Genomic DNA, 13,789 nt, shown 5'->3' on the forward strand with positions numbered 1-13,789 from the left:
GTTTCATGAAACGTCTCTACATTTCTCACACAGAGACTAACTGTTTTTCTTTCGATTCGATCGGTGCATTGAGGGCTGCTTCCAAATCAGCACAACCGAGTCTTTCTTCCAAAATTCGCATAACTTCGCGTCCGAAGTCGTTGGGATTTTGACGCCATGCCAAAAGACAAACTTCGCCAAAGAAGGAACCCAATGGTTCTGGATTCCATAATAATTTTTTAGCTGTCCACGGCATGAGGCTCATGGGGTTATAACCTGGTTTGAGGATATTATTCTCAAAGGCGTATTCTTCTAAATGAGTATGCGGTTGTAACCCAATAAAGAAGATGGCCGGTTCGACTTTATCCGCCCCAAAGATTTTCTCTAGTTCGCGATGGTAGGCTATTGTCTGGCGAATCGTTTCGGGACGTTCGTCGATGACATTAAACGAGTAGTTTACCGAAACTAGGTCATTAAATCCAGCTGCTTTCAAATCGCGACAGTTTTGCAAAACGGTGCGGAGGTTATATCCCATCCGCATTTTCCGCACGAGTTCTTGAGAACCGCTGGTGATGCCGATTTCAAAATAATTCATCCCCGTTTTTACCATCAAGTCGCACAACTGGGGTGTCAAGTTGTCCGCCCTGATGTAAGCTGCCCAGTGGATATCGTTCATACCGGCATCGATGATTTTCTGCAATAACTCTAAGGCATCGTCGATAAATCTGCGAGCGGGGATAAACTGGGCATCGGTGAACCAGAAGTTGCGAATGCCTCTATCGTAGAGTTGGCGGATCTCCGCGACGACTTCATCTGCGGGATTGATGCGTACCTGTTTGCCTTCTATCACCGTATATATGCAGTAGCAGCAGTTATGGGGACAACCGCGTTTTGTTTGCACGCCGATGTAGAAGTCTTTTTCTTGGAGATAATAGGTAAACTCAGGCCAAATTGTTTCGATATAGTCGTAGTTGCAGGCTGTTTTTTCGATCGCAGTCGGTGCTTCGTGGATCATACGATCGCGCGGTGCCGTCTCTCCCACAACATAACACCGTTCATCTCGAAAATCCTGCCCCCGCAAGAGTTTTTCCAGCAGCGTTTCCCCTTCGCCCACAGAAACGATCGTTCCCTGTGGCAAACTTTTACCCAACTGCTCGTAAAATACGCTCACTGCACCACCACCGACAACTGCTCGCGCTTCTGAATGATATTTCTTAGCACGATTTAACCCTCTTCTAATCAATCCCTGGTTGCGCCAGAGTTCTGTATAGTAGGCTGTGGTTACGCGCAGACCTCCCATAGCTCCCCGCAATCTGATCAGCGGATTGGCAGCGTAATAAAACTCAAAGGCGTGCTGGAGAGGGTTACCACCTCTACCTCCCACTGGTGCGTATATTTGGATATCTCGCCACGAAAATACCAGCAATGTGGGTTTGAATTCATCTACACAAGTATCCAAAGCCGTGCCAAAGTCTAAAGGTGGCACCGTTCCCAGGTCGAAAATCCGCTGTTGTAATCCTGGAAACAGCTTGTGCAGATGATCTGCTAAGTAAACAACCCCGATCGGGAAGATGGGATTGCAGGGTAGGCGAACGTAGAGTATACGGGTTTCCGTCATGGACTTCTGTATTCAGGATTGCTATGACTCCACTATCGAAGCAACAGTCACACAGGAGCTGGGAGCCATCGCTACCTGTGATGCTCTTCTAAGAAATTTTTTATTATTTTCATATAACTTTACGATAACATTCGTCTTTCTCAGCGATAGAGTAATTTCGCTGAAATTTCTCGGAATGGTTTTCAGCCAACTTGGCTCGTTGGGATTAATTGCCAAAATTAATCCTGCTTTGAATGTGCCCCAACACTATGGCCCAATGACAGGCAGATGGCAGCTATGAGACCGAAGCTTTAACGCAAGGCAAAGCGAACGTCTTCAACCGTAGTGTAGATTACACAATTTATCTCTATCTGAAGATAGAGATTTACTAAATTTTTCAAGTTGGTAGTCGCAGTTACAGCAAGTCGGGATCGCTAGTGTTAAGTTTTTTAATGTAACCAACTTTGGCACAGGTTTGCTTTAAAATCATGGCTCAAATACTCGATCCCCTACCGCCTAACTCCGGTGATGCGATTCTCTGCTGCTATGTCAATGCGACCAGCAAAGTTCAGATAGCACGGATCTGCAACATTCCCAACTGGTATTTCGAGCGAGTAGTTTTTCCAGGTCAACGGCTCGTGTTTGAAACAATGCCAGAGGCAGTGCTAGAAATTCATTCCGGGATGATGGCAAGTGCTATTTTATCAGACAAGATACCTTGCGATCGCTTGCGAGTTAACGATGAACCGCAACCTGAAACGGCCCCTACTCAAAAACAGCACGAACAAGATAAAGACAAAAATACCAAGTGGGAAGGAATTCGGAAAAATGTAGAAAAAACACCAATTTTAACAACTCCCGCCTTAGCAGGTGTAAGTTAAAATTGGATTTTCATAAACAGCCTCTTGCTAGATTGAGAATAAAAATTTAGACCTCTGTCTTCCAGAAGATCTATTTTTTCGGAGGAGTGAGGGATCTTAGAAAGACATGAGATAATACCCTTTTGTGCTAGGAATAACTAAAATGCTCATTGGTAAGTAAGAGCCGGTGAGCAAAGTATTCCTCGTTTCAACAAAGGGCAAAGCACTTTGAATTTACCAGATTTTATTTGGTTGTGGAGAATCGCCGCTTGGTCTATGGGATTTTCGCTGGTAGCTTACTTGCTGCTAGCTGCGAGCGGTATTTGGATGCTCTATATCAGACAGTCCAGAAGATCCCGACCTAATTGGTTGCGACCTCTACACTACTGGATTGGCGGCACGATGGTAGCTTTAGTATTGCTACTGCTGACGATCGGTATTGTCGGCACTTTAGGCCATTACGGTAGCCTAAATCATTCCATACACCTTCCATCTGGATTGGCTGTTGTGGGATTTGTACTACTTTCGGCTGGAAGTGCGACGTTAATCAGCCCCCAGTTTCCTTGGGCTCGACCTCTCCATATCGGAACGAATATTATTCTGCTCGTAGGATTTGCGTTGGTTTCACTCACTGGTTGGAGTGTCGTCCAAAAATATCTACCATAAGGAAAGCCTGTAAAAGTCGTAAATCTACTTAACGATTTATGAAGATATTTCTGTGGAGCGATTCTTTTAGGAGAAGATTAAGTGAATATACTGAATATTCTTATCCTAAATATGCTTCATGGTGTAAATATGTCTTACTCTCCTTTGGCATTGGGTTTCTTCGTTATTGATGGCGACGGTTTGCCGGTGGTAGAAAAATCTCACCAAGGTAATTACTCCCTGATTTTCCTCAACCGCAGTGACGCCGCTCGGTATTGCCAGCAGATGTCTGAGCTTCGCAGACTCTCGGCAAAAGATTGCGCGATCGCGACCATGCCGATCCATCAAATCCAAAGGTTACTGAGTCACGCCAAAATTCGCGTCTGCGTCATTCACAGCTGGGATGCTGTTGTAGCGTAATCTGGAAGCGACAAGAAACTATGATGCTTCCCTATTTTCCACGCAACCGTCATCTAAACTAGATGAGAACGCTAAGCACAAAGAATAATATATTTCCGTGTCAGATTACCCAGTCAATCAGTTGCAATCCCAGACAGATAGCTACTCTTCCAGCGCGAACGACACCCCAGCGCATCAACAATCAATTTTCCGTATTTCTCCTTTAATCCGGCTGACACTTCTGTGTTTATACGTATCGCTGACCGTACCTTTACCGTTTTTGGCCCAGGTGACAGCTGCTCCAGTGCCACCCATGCTACTGTGGTTGGGAATAGGGTTAGGGGCGATCGCTCTCTATGGCGCATTGAGCGAGCGGGTTATATTGGATGAGCAAGCGATCGGGGTAACATACCCTCGTTGGGTGCCCAGCTTTTTTCGGAAAGGTTGGTCGCTACCTTGGTCAGAAGTGCAAGATTTGAAATGTCGCACTACAGGTCAAGGAGGTCTGGTTTACTATTTTGTCAGTAAATCCGGAAAAGGCTATTTGCTACCTATGCGTGTAGTTGGATTTGCTCGCATGGTCAAGCAGGTAGAAGCTAAAACAGGGATCGATACGACGGATATTCGCCCTCTAGCTCAACCGTGGATGTATTTAATTTTATTGGCGGTCACGCTGATCCTGCTTTTGATTGATGCTTGGACGATTTTGACTGCTGTCAATCAGTATTAAATAATAGGTTAATCAATCAGTAATTTGTAGCCTTGCCAACAGCAGAAATTCCCCAACTACGACTAACTCAGGTGAGCTTGAGAGCTCCTGTAGGTTTGCAGTTTTTACTTAAAAATATTTCTTTTGATGTATTTACAGGCGATCGCATCGCCATTGTTGGGCCATCAGGTGCCGGGAAAACCTCTCTTTTGCGGCTGTTAAATCGGCTGAGTACACCCAGCGAAGGCTCAATTTATCTTGAAGATCGAGATATCCAGAAAATTCCAGTTATTCAGCTACGTCAGCAAGTCACTTTAGTGCTGCAAGAGCCTAAGCTTTTGGGGATGACCGTTCGGGAGGCGATCGCATATCCCCTGCTGCTCCGAAGTCTACCACAACAAGAAATTCAGGCACGACTCAATTACTGGACAGAACGCCTCCACATCCCAGAAGATTGGTTAGAAAGGACTGAGGTGCAACTTTCTGTCGGTCAAAGACAACTGGTAGCGATCGCTCGTGCCTTAGCAATCCAACCTAAAATCTTATTATTAGACGAACCAACTTCTGCTCTGGATGCCGGTCGTTCCGCGCATCTCCTGCGAGTTTCGATCCAGCTGGCAGAAGAAAATAAAATTACAATTTTAATGGTCAATCACCAGCTGGATTTGGCACAGCAGTTTTGTACAAAAGTTTTGCATTTCCAGCAGGGCGAGCTAATTGAAGAGTTAAAAGCCGATCGGGTAGATTGGAGTAACCTCCGCGAAACTTTTGTACGATTGGAACAACAAGCAGCTGAAGAATGGTTGTAAACTACCATTAAGCTAAATATGAGAGGCGATCTCCATATTTAGCTTAAGGTAGTTAATTTTTCTATTTTTTTGACTTTTAACTTTTATCCCCAATGGCTTTCTGTTGTGACCATTTTCGGTACAGAACGATCGGAATGTCTTTGAAAATGGGAGGTTTGATCTAGCGTTGATACAGACCCCCTAAGAAACTCCGGGTTAAAGCGATAGCCGACATTGCGGACTGTTTGAATTAGACTGGGTTGGCGCGGATCGGTTTCCAGCTTCTTCCGCAGCGAGAGAACATGAGTGTCTATAGTGCGGGGATTGTCGATCGCATCCGGCCAAGCTCTGTGTAGCAATTCAGAACGACTGAGGGGCAGTCCGTCCGCTTGCGCCAAGACATACAGCAAACTGAACTCTTGGGGAGTCAAATCGACCAGTTCTTCTTTAAAGCGGACGCGACGCTGTACCAAGTCAATTTTCAGATCGCCATAATCCAGATAGGCCGGCGGTAGAGTCATTCTGTTCCGTCTAATCAGCGCTTCAATTCGCGCCAGGAACTCCTGCATACCAAAAGGCTTGGTCAGGTAATCATCTGCCCCTGCTTTTAAACCGGCGACGATATCCGCTTCGGTGTTGCGGGCAGACAGCATGAGAATATATGGCCTCTGCTGTCGCAGCAGCCAGCCGCAAAACTCTAAAGCATCGCCATCGGGAAGTTCGGAGTCGAGAATTACCAATGTTGGTTGACGCAGATGAAACACTTCCCGCGCTTGATAGAGGCTGGCGGCTTGGAACACTCGGTATCCGGCCTGCTGTAAGTGCCAACCGAGCAGCGATCGCAGATGCGGATTTCCTTCAATAATTTGAATACCTACTGATCCCACGGAGGCTTGCTTTCCTTGCCTTTGTTAGATTCAAGTTAACAGAGCCGTTTAGAGAATTTTGTAGCGATTGCTACCTGACATTGAACTGTATTTTCATTTTTCAATACCATTGGACGATGGTTGAGATCGCCATCATCCCATTATTTTGATATTTTCGCCTCTAGCTTAGTACAGGTTACGCCATCTTGCTACCAACCAGTTTTCTACACATGGGCAATCGCCAGTAACGGCCAAAACAAAGGCTTTTTTTGCTTTATATCGTCAAATGCTGGCAGACTGCACCTGTTATCTGTTTGCGGTTATGCCAACCGAATAGCCAATCAGGCGGTAAGGACTTATCCTCGAACTCGCTAAAATGAAGGTAACGTAGCAATCCAGTTTGAATCGCCTTAAGCCCAAACTTGTGATTAACAATCGAGTGAGAGCTAAAGTCAGCGGATAGTTACAGCAATTTAAAAAATTGCTTAAGTATAGCGACCGATTGACTGAGAGATTCAACAGGGAGAAATTTGGTCGAACGCACACCCTATAACTTAACCTGTAGGTCGTGTAGATAAAGCCAAAATGCGCTCGCCTCGCTCGACAAAGCCAAAATCAAAGCTGGTTTTGACGGCAGGCGTTAATATATTTAAACACCAGACGATTTCAACTCACGACCATGCTTCAGGACACTCAAACCATTAGGCACTACCAAAAACTTACCGACGCCCTGGTCGATATGTGGAATCGGGGCTACAGATATGACAGTTTGCGTTTGTATTTAGATGGTTATATAGCTGCGCTGCGCCATACTAACGCACTTGAGCCATATCGCATCAACCGTTTGGAGGAGGAAGTTACACGTTACATATACGATCCATCTAATTTTGAAATGCCTCAACCCCAACCCCAATCGGACTACTACTGATGCTTTTTTAGGATTTGCATCGCTGGGTTAGCCAAAAAAATTTTTTAAGGTCTTACCTGTAGATAATGCTGAATAAAAGCATACAGGTACAGAATTCTTAGTTGGTTATTTCAGTTTTTAATCAAAACTTTTTTATTCTCAACTGTAATTTTCGGCAGCAAAATAAAAATACTGACTGGATTTCTAGCTAAAACGAATCCAATCAGTATTTTTGTTCAAGAAACCTGGCTTCAGGAAGCTAAAGCAACCTCTAGCAACTCTTTTAATTCACCTTTTTGATACATCTCGATCATAATGTCCGAGCCACCGATAAATTCTCCATTAATGTAAACTTGGGGAATAGTTGGCCAGTTGGAATATTCTTTGATTCCCTGACGAATTTCATAATCTTCAAGCACATCAACAGTTTCATAGGGAACTGCATATGTGTTGAGAATCTGCACCACATTGTTGGAAAAACCGCATTGGGGCATTAGCTTGTTGCCCTTCATAAAAACTAAAATCTTGTGCTGTTTTACCAAGTTGTCAATTTTTTCTTTCAGTTCTGGTGTCATAGTTTTTCAGTGCGATCGTGAAAAGTGCGCGGAGAGAGCAAATGCTTTGTTATTTTGTATTTTTTAGCGTAGTTGTGCTTAACAACATACAAATTTAACCTACGCCAGTCAATTGAGCCAGAGAGCTATTGAGTAGCTTTCAGAGCTTGGGGAGTGTAGGTTTTCAGCGACAAAGCATGAATAGCTTCTGAAGACATAGCTTGTTGCAGCGCAGCATAAACCATTTGGTGCTGTTGAATCAGCCTCTTGCCTTCAAATAAAGAGGAAACCACCGTCACTTGATAGTGGTCGCCGCCGCCAGTCAGGTCTTGAACCTGAACCTGTGCGTCAGCCAATTCTGCCTTAATCATAGCTTCAACCTGAACCGGACTAATCATTCTTTTCCTCTTGCTAAAAAAAGATTCAACCCTTAGTTATAAGTGTAGTTTAACTATTGAGTTGACGAAGAAGACGAGGTATTCGCTCTGGGGTAAGGAGAATCTACAAATCCCAATTCTAACAATTGCTGATAAGCTTTTTTACCCAAGTCGCGAGTCGGGTTTTGAGAGCGAATAATTTGCACCAGCAAAGGTACAGCTAATTCGGGCTGATTTTGGGCCCTGTGTACCAGCGCGAGCTGATAGGTTGCCTCATCCCGCATTTGCGCCGTTTCTACAGCCTTGCGCCTTTGGCCATCAGAGATGCGATTATCGATCCCCGAAAAACTGGCAGCTAAGTCTTGATAAAAGTTGGACAGCTGGTTAAAAACCTGACGAGCTTCCTGTAGTTTTTTGATTGCCAGAGCATAATTTTGAGTGGAAACGGCGCTACCCGCTTCACTCATCAGGCGCTGCCCGCCTTGTAAGCTAAGCAAACTGTTATCTTGAGTCAGGGGACGCAGCTCGTTGGTATCTGTCCCTTCCAAAGGCTCTGCTTGGTTGGGAGGGGTCGGCGGAGAAGATTGCTGTGCTAGGACGTGTAATGGTGCCAGCACATTCAAAGCTGCCAGCAGAGATAGGAATGTGAAGCTGTGCAGTTGGAGCAAGCGAACAGTTTCAGAAACTACCATGAACTAAGTTTGCGTCTCAGCACAAACAGGATGGACATTGACTTCGGAGTATATTAACATTCCCAGGTGAAAGTGGATTGGGATTTAAGGGAACTAATCTAAAAATTATCAGCGAAAATTTCTGCGATCGCCTCGTGCTAACTTTCATGGATCTCCCGCAGAGCAGCGTCAAGATTAGCTGTTAAACGTTGTGCGCCTTTTTTGACCGTTTCCGTGCGATATTCGGCCACACTGAGAGGAGAACCGATGTTAATTTCTACATTGCAGCCTCTGTAAGGAATAGGCTGACTGTATTTAATACTTATAGGTACTATTTTTATGCCCAAACCGGGTTGGCTTGATTCGGCTTGCAAAGCTATTCTGGCTAAACCGGGTTTGAGTGGGCTGATTTGATTGTGACGGAAGATATTGCCTTCTGGAAATAAAACCAGACTTTCCCCCTGTTGGAGTAGCTCAACTGCATGGCGCAGACTGCTAATTGTCGGATGTTCTGTGTCAACGGGGAAGCCTCCGAAACGGCGAACAAACCAGCCTTGCAGCCCTGTCATTTCATTAGCAGAAACCATAAACCGCAGATCCCGCCCGGTGATGTCTCGACCTGCTGCATAGGGCACCATAAAGGCATCCCAACGAGAGCGATGGGTAGGAGCGAGAATAACCGGCCCTTCTGTGGGTAAATTTTCCCGCCCCGCCACCGAAATCTTACCAAAGTAAATAGGTAAGATAATGTGACGTCCCAAGGGATAAGCCAATTGACTGAACCAAGGTGCAACGCTGGAGGTAACGGCTGTCACTGTTTTCGGTGTTATGCTGGCAAGGGTTTTTGGAGAAGAGTGGAGCGGGATCATCATAGCGGCGGTTAGTAAATATATCAAAGTATCTTTAATCTCCACCGTAAATTCTCTGTGGTGAGTTGTCGTTTATGAAAGGGACAGTTCTAGGGGTGTCATCGCTAGGCGAATGAGGCTGGGCTATGAGGGGTGCGATCGCTTTGGCAAGGACAAACTAAAACAAAACTATGTTCTCGATCGCTTTTTGTTCTTAAAGGCGAAACATCGCCACTAATCTGTCGTTATGTACCGCCGTTTTCCTCGCGCAAGATTTCGCTCCTAGATTGCCTTTTTTGTGCAAACCAAGATTGCAGCTGATGACGGCAGGCAGATTCTAAGATACCACCTACTACGGATAAGCGGTGATTTGAGCAAGCGCTATCGGGAATATTGCCAACGGTACGAATTGTGCCAGTTTTCGGATCGTCTACTCCATAAACCAACAACCTAATTCTGGCTTGTACGATCGCACCCGCGCACATAGGACAAGGTTCCAGAGTAACATACAGCGTGCATCGGTTAAGATGCCAGTTTTGCAAAGCTTTTCCAGCAGCTCGGATAGCAAGAATTTCAGCGTGTGCTGTGGGGTCTCGATCGCGCTCTTTGCGGTTATTGCCTTCTGCGATTAAACGATCGTTACTGTCAACGATAACGGCTCCTACCGGTACTTCTCCGGCTTCACCCGCAGCTTGTGCCAGTTCTAACGCTCTACTCATCCATTTGCAGTGAGTTAGATAGATAGGATGATCGATTGTCATAACAAAATTTTGCCCTCAGCCCTCAGACTAAAGTCTGGGGCTACACAAACTAAGCTCCTAGCCCCTAGTCCCTACCCCCTACCTTTAGATAGCTGGTTGAGCTAGCAATGAATCTAACTTGCTTTCCGCATCAAGCTGATAGATGTCATCGCATCCACCTATGTGCTGATTATTGATAAAAATTTGCGGTACTGTGCGGCGTCCGTTGGCGCGATCGGCCATTTTGTTTCTAGCTTCTTCGTTGCCATCAATTTTATATTCTGTGTAATTTACACCTTTCCACCAAAGCAGCATTTTAGCGCGAATACAGTAAGGGCACGTTTGCCAGGTGTAGATTTCGACATTTGCTTTGATGCGTTCGGGGTGGCGTCCGAGAATAGAGTTGAGCAAGTCGAGCATTTTGGTTTTCCTAAAGAGGGAGTGACTTTCTTTAGGGTATATCATCTTTAAAAATAAAGCCTTCGAGCTTGTCAAACCTATTTTTAAAGGTTAAGTAAGTCTCTCAAAGTCTTACTTTTTCAGATAAATTTTACCGATTTTTATGTTTTTTATGGCGAAAAACATCGCAATTTTTACCAGTGAAATATGCCTGCAAAAATCGCGGAGAAATCACCCGAACACATTAAGTTTGTACTAAACATTCTCTGTTCGATCGACTGTAAGACCAATTTCTTGGCCATAGGATAATTCCAGCGTGTGACCGTCTGGATCTCGCAAAAATGCCCAATACCCGACTGGAGGGCCAGAATCTTTAGGTTCTTCAATGAGTACGCCTTCCTGACGAGCTTTCTTACAAAGCGCATCCATCGATTCACGATTGTGACAACCAACTCCAAGATGGGCAAATGGAGAGAGAATGGGATCTACCGAATCGGTTTGAATCAGAACGATCGCAAACGGTCGAGTCCGATCGCTCAGCCAAGCAACAGCAACGCCTCTTCCTGCATCAATACGACGGTGAATCACTTGCATTTGTGCATAGGTAGCGTAGAACTTGATGCTTTGCTCAATATCTGAGACGGGAAGCGCGATATGCGTAAGTCCAATATCAATCACGTGAAGTTCCTCGCCATCGATAAATTAGGGTAATTTACGGTTTTCCACCAAAATAACATTTTGGCGCGAATGCACTTTTTCGGATAGGCTCTTGGGATCGTCGCGAAAAAACTCCCAGCAGCAAAACTTAACACGGCTTCTGGCAAGACCACTCTGCACAGCGATCCCTCCTCTGATAGACTTAAGAACTGTTACAGGCAGATGAAACCTAGCAAAATCAAGCAGTCGGGAGGACAGAAGCCGTGTTGGAAACTACGCTCGGTCTGGAGATTATAGAAGTAGTTGAGCAAGCAGCGATCGCATCTGCTCGTTGGATGGGCAAAGGCGAAAAAAACACGGCTGACCAAGTAGCCGTCGAAGCGATGCGGGAACGGATGAATAAAATCTATATGCGGGGCCGCATCGTCATTGGGGAAGGAGAACGGGATGAAGCCCCGATGCTTTATATAGGCGAAGAAGTGGGCATCTGCACCCGCGAAGATGCAAAAACCTATTGCAATCCTGACGAACTCGTTGAGATTGACATTGCCGTTGACCCTTGCGAAGGTACCAACCTGGTCGCATACGGTCAAAATGGCTCGATGGCAGTACTGGCAATTTCCGAGAAAGGCGGTTTGTTTGCTGCCCCCGACTTCTACATGAAGAAGCTAGCGGCTCCCCCGGTAGCTAAAAACCATGTGGATATTAACAAGTCAGCTACCGACAACCTGAAAATCCTCTCTGAATGTATGAATCGTTCTATTGAGGAACTGGTAGTAGTGGTGATGGATCGCCCCCGTCACAAAGAGCTGATTCAGGAAATCCGCAAAGCTGGTGCCAGAGTGCGACTGATCAGCGATGGTGACGTTAATGCCGCCATTTCCTGCGCTTTTTCTGGAACGAACGTCCACTGCCTCATGGGCATTGGGGCAGCACCAGAAGGTGTGATCTCCGCAGCTGCGATGCGCTGTATGGGAGGACACTTCCAAGGACAGCTGATCTACGATCCAGATGTTGTCAAAACCGGACTGATCGGCGAAAGCAAAGAAAGCAACATCGCACGGCTGAAGGAAATGGGAATTAACGATCCCGACAAAGTGTACAACGCTGAAGAGCTAGCTTCAGGCGAAACCGTCCTGTTTGCTGCCTCCGGTATTACCCCAGGCCCACTGATGGAAGGCGTTCGGTTCTTCCACGGTGGGGCGCGGACGCAGAGTCTGGTAATTTCCAGCCAGTCGCGGACAGCTCGCTTTGTGGATACGATCCATATGTTCGATCAACCGAAGAGCCTGCAATTACGCTAGTCATTAGGTAATGGTTATGGTTCGTAGTTCATCGTTAACGGCAATGAACTATGAACCATAAACCACGAACAACAAACAATTAGCAATTAACCATTAGCAATTAACCATTAGCAAATGAATATTGCAGTCGTAGGGCTAAGCCACAAAACAGCACCAGTAGAAATTCGTGAAAAACTGAGCATTCCAGAAGCGCAGACCCAAAGTGCGATCGCGCAACTTACCAGCTATCCCCATATTGACGAAGTTGCCATTCTCAGCACCTGCAACCGTCTGGAAATTTACATCGTCACCGATGAAACCGAACAGGGAATTTCGGAAGTACGTCAGTACCTCTGCGACTACAGTAGATTGCCGGTGAATGACCTGCGTAAGCACTTGTTTATGTTGCTGCATGAAGATGCTGTCATGCACCTGATGCGGGTGGCTGCCGGTTTGGATAGCCTCGTACTTGGGGAAGGTCAAATTTTGGCGCAGGTTAAAAATACTCACAAAGTATGCCAGCAGTACAAAGGCGTCGGACGTATCCTCAACCGACTCCTCAATCAAGCCATCACTGCTGGTAAGCGAGTTCGCACCGAAACTAGCATCGGTACCGGTGCTGTATCCATCAGTTCTGCTGCGGTGGAGTTGGCGCAGATGAAAGTGCCAAATTTAGCCGCCAGTCGAGTGGCAATTCTCGGTGCTGGCAAAATGTCGCGGCTATTGGTACAGCACTTGATTAGCAAAGGGGCAAATCAAATAGCTATTTTGAATCGCTCCATGCAACGATGTGAAGAATTGGCAAACAAGTTTGCTGATGAGGTGCAATTGCAACTTCACCCGCTATCAGAAATGATGCAGGTAATTGCATCGTCGGATCTAGTTTTCACCAGTACCTCCGCTACCGAACCGCTATTGAATCGCGCCAAACTGGAAGCAGTTTTGGAACCTAATCGCTCTTTGATGCTATTTGATATTTCCGTTCCGCGTAACGTGGATGCGGATGTAAACGAGCTGTCCAATGTCCACGCTTTTAATGTTGACGATTTGAAAGCGGTGGTAGCGCAAAATCAGGAAAGCCGACGACAAATGGCAAAGGAAGCGGAAGGGCTTTTGGAAGAAGAAGTCGAAGCTTTTGATGTCTGGTGGCGCAGTTTGGAAACTGTTTCTACCATCAGCTGCTTGCGAGACAAAATGGAAACTATCCGCGCTCAAGAATTAGAAAAAGCGCTGTCTCGATTGGGTACTGAATTTGCGGAAAAACATCAAGAAGTTATCGAAGCCCTGACGCGGGGGATTATCAATAAAATTCTGCACGACCCAATGGTACAATTACGGGCGCAGCAGGATATTGAGGCGAGAAGGAAAGCAATGCAGACTCTGCATACGCTGTTTAATCTAAATCCGGAAGCTCAGTCGAAAGAGCAATATAGCTAATTGGCCATCGGTCATCGGTCATTGGTCATTGGTTATTTGTAAAAATATAACTAATGACTAATGGCTAATTAGT

The 13,789-nt window shown here is 45.8% G+C and carries 17 protein-coding genes; 8 read left to right on the forward strand and 9 right to left on the reverse strand.

Annotated features, from left to right (window positions below):
* Positions 1–25: 25 nt before the first annotated feature.
* A complete protein-coding gene (locus tag H6G03_RS07055; RefSeq protein ID WP_190463485.1) occupies positions 26–1,597 on the reverse strand; it encodes a photosystem II high light acclimation radical SAM protein in 1,572 nt (523 codons plus the stop codon).
* A gap of 467 nt (positions 1,598–2,064) precedes the next feature.
* On the opposite strand from H6G03_RS07055, the gene H6G03_RS07060 reads away from it, so the two are divergent.
* The 5 genes from H6G03_RS07060 to H6G03_RS07080 all read left to right on the forward strand — a co-directional run bounded on the left by H6G03_RS07060 (position 2,065) and on the right by H6G03_RS07080 (position 4,998).
* On the forward strand, positions 2,065–2,457 hold the full coding sequence (locus tag H6G03_RS07060; RefSeq protein WP_190463487.1) for a DUF1830 domain-containing protein: 393 nt from the start codon (positions 2,065–2,067) through the stop codon (positions 2,455–2,457).
* 207 nt (positions 2,458–2,664) lie between these two features.
* Positions 2,665–3,102, forward strand: coding sequence for a DUF4079 domain-containing protein (locus tag H6G03_RS07065; RefSeq protein WP_190463489.1), 438 nt, complete (start codon positions 2,665–2,667; stop codon positions 3,100–3,102).
* A 129-nt stretch (positions 3,103–3,231) separates the two neighbouring features.
* Entirely contained in the window at positions 3,232–3,501 is a 270-nt protein-coding gene (locus H6G03_RS07070) for a hypothetical protein (protein WP_190463491.1), read from the forward strand.
* 184 nt (positions 3,502–3,685) lie between these two features.
* Positions 3,686–4,210, forward strand: a complete 525-nt coding sequence (locus H6G03_RS07075; RefSeq protein WP_322111872.1) for a hypothetical protein — start codon at positions 3,686–3,688, stop codon at positions 4,208–4,210.
* Positions 4,211–4,242: 32 nt separating this feature from the next.
* Positions 4,243–4,998, forward strand: a complete 756-nt coding sequence (locus H6G03_RS07080; RefSeq protein ID WP_199315176.1) for an ABC transporter ATP-binding protein — start codon at positions 4,243–4,245, stop codon at positions 4,996–4,998.
* Between the two features lie 83 nt (positions 4,999–5,081).
* Here H6G03_RS07080 and H6G03_RS07085 read toward each other — a convergent pair whose 3' ends face one another.
* Positions 5,082–5,864: a response regulator transcription factor gene (locus H6G03_RS07085; protein WP_190463493.1), complete on the reverse strand. Its 783-nt coding sequence runs from the start codon at positions 5,862–5,864 to the stop codon at positions 5,082–5,084.
* Positions 5,865–6,522: 658 nt separating this feature from the next.
* Between H6G03_RS07085 and H6G03_RS07090 the strand changes: the two genes are divergently transcribed.
* Positions 6,523–6,771 (forward strand): DUF6761 family protein, encoded by a 249-nt coding sequence (locus H6G03_RS07090; RefSeq protein WP_190463495.1) that lies wholly within the window; start codon positions 6,523–6,525, stop codon positions 6,769–6,771.
* 230 nt (positions 6,772–7,001) lie between these two features.
* On the opposite strand, the gene grxD is transcribed toward H6G03_RS07090, so the two are convergent.
* The 7 genes from grxD to H6G03_RS07125 all read right to left on the reverse strand — a co-directional run bounded on the left by grxD (position 7,002) and on the right by H6G03_RS07125 (position 11,017).
* Complete coding sequence (gene grxD / locus H6G03_RS07095; RefSeq protein WP_190463497.1) at positions 7,002–7,325, reverse strand: Grx4 family monothiol glutaredoxin; 324 nt, start codon at positions 7,323–7,325, stop codon at positions 7,002–7,004.
* A 125-nt stretch (positions 7,326–7,450) separates the two neighbouring features.
* A complete protein-coding gene (locus H6G03_RS07100) occupies positions 7,451–7,702 on the reverse strand; it encodes a BolA family protein (protein ID WP_190463499.1) in 252 nt (83 codons plus the stop codon).
* Between the two features lie 53 nt (positions 7,703–7,755).
* Positions 7,756–8,373, reverse strand: a complete 618-nt coding sequence (locus tag H6G03_RS07105) for a hypothetical protein (RefSeq protein WP_190463500.1) — start codon at positions 8,371–8,373, stop codon at positions 7,756–7,758.
* Between the two features lie 137 nt (positions 8,374–8,510).
* Positions 8,511–9,221 carry a lysophospholipid acyltransferase family protein gene (locus H6G03_RS07110; protein WP_190463631.1) on the reverse strand — a complete coding sequence of 237 codons (711 nt, stop codon included), beginning with the start codon at positions 9,219–9,221 and terminating at the stop codon, positions 8,511–8,513.
* Between the two features lie 224 nt (positions 9,222–9,445).
* Positions 9,446–9,961 (reverse strand): tRNA adenosine(34) deaminase TadA, encoded by a 516-nt coding sequence (gene tadA / locus H6G03_RS07115; RefSeq protein ID WP_190463502.1) that lies wholly within the window; start codon positions 9,959–9,961, stop codon positions 9,446–9,448.
* Positions 9,962–10,045: 84 nt separating this feature from the next.
* The gene (gene grxC / locus H6G03_RS07120) at positions 10,046–10,360 is read right to left on the reverse strand and encodes a glutaredoxin 3 (RefSeq protein WP_190463504.1); all 315 of its coding nucleotides are present in this window, start codon (positions 10,358–10,360) and stop codon (positions 10,046–10,048) included.
* A 234-nt stretch (positions 10,361–10,594) separates the two neighbouring features.
* Positions 10,595–11,017, reverse strand: coding sequence for a VOC family protein (locus H6G03_RS07125; protein WP_190463507.1), 423 nt, complete (start codon positions 11,015–11,017; stop codon positions 10,595–10,597).
* A 245-nt stretch (positions 11,018–11,262) separates the two neighbouring features.
* Between H6G03_RS07125 and glpX the strand changes: the two genes are divergently transcribed.
* Positions 11,263–12,300 (forward strand): class II fructose-bisphosphatase, encoded by a 1,038-nt coding sequence (glpX, locus tag H6G03_RS07130; RefSeq protein ID WP_190463633.1) that lies wholly within the window; start codon positions 11,263–11,265, stop codon positions 12,298–12,300.
* Positions 12,301–12,414: 114 nt separating this feature from the next.
* The gene (locus H6G03_RS07135) at positions 12,415–13,716 is read left to right on the forward strand and encodes a glutamyl-tRNA reductase (RefSeq protein WP_190463509.1); all 1,302 of its coding nucleotides are present in this window, start codon (positions 12,415–12,417) and stop codon (positions 13,714–13,716) included.
* Positions 13,717–13,789: the final 73 nt, after the last annotated feature.

The organism is Aerosakkonema funiforme FACHB-1375, from assembly GCF_014696265.1.
Lineage (GTDB): Bacteria > Cyanobacteriota > Cyanobacteriia > Cyanobacteriales > Aerosakkonemataceae > Aerosakkonema > Aerosakkonema funiforme_A.

Bases quoted from the DNA above. Each gene is read 5' to 3' on its own strand.
- H6G03_RS07055 (WP_190463485.1), bottom strand. From the start codon at position 1,597: ATGACGGAAACCCGTATACTCTACGTTCGCCTACCCTGCAATCCCATC.
- H6G03_RS07060 (WP_190463487.1), top strand. From the start codon at position 2,065: ATGGCTCAAATACTCGATCCCCTACCGCCTAACTCCGGTGATGCGATT.
- H6G03_RS07070 (WP_190463491.1), top strand. From the start codon at position 3,232: ATGTCTTACTCTCCTTTGGCATTGGGTTTCTTCGTTATTGATGGCGAC.
- H6G03_RS07090 (WP_190463495.1), top strand. From the start codon at position 6,523: ATGCTTCAGGACACTCAAACCATTAGGCACTACCAAAAACTTACCGAC.
- grxD (WP_190463497.1), bottom strand. From the start codon at position 7,325: ATGACACCAGAACTGAAAGAAAAAATTGACAACTTGGTAAAACAGCAC.
- H6G03_RS07100 (WP_190463499.1), bottom strand. From the start codon at position 7,702: ATGATTAGTCCGGTTCAGGTTGAAGCTATGATTAAGGCAGAATTGGCT.
- H6G03_RS07105 (WP_190463500.1), bottom strand. From the start codon at position 8,373: ATGGTAGTTTCTGAAACTGTTCGCTTGCTCCAACTGCACAGCTTCACA.
- H6G03_RS07110 (WP_190463631.1), bottom strand. From the start codon at position 9,221: ATGATCCCGCTCCACTCTTCTCCAAAAACCCTTGCCAGCATAACACCG.
- tadA (WP_190463502.1), bottom strand. From the start codon at position 9,961: ATGACAATCGATCATCCTATCTATCTAACTCACTGCAAATGGATGAGT.
- grxC (WP_190463504.1), bottom strand. From the start codon at position 10,360: ATGCTCGACTTGCTCAACTCTATTCTCGGACGCCACCCCGAACGCATC.
- H6G03_RS07135 (WP_190463509.1), top strand. From the start codon at position 12,415: ATGAATATTGCAGTCGTAGGGCTAAGCCACAAAACAGCACCAGTAGAA.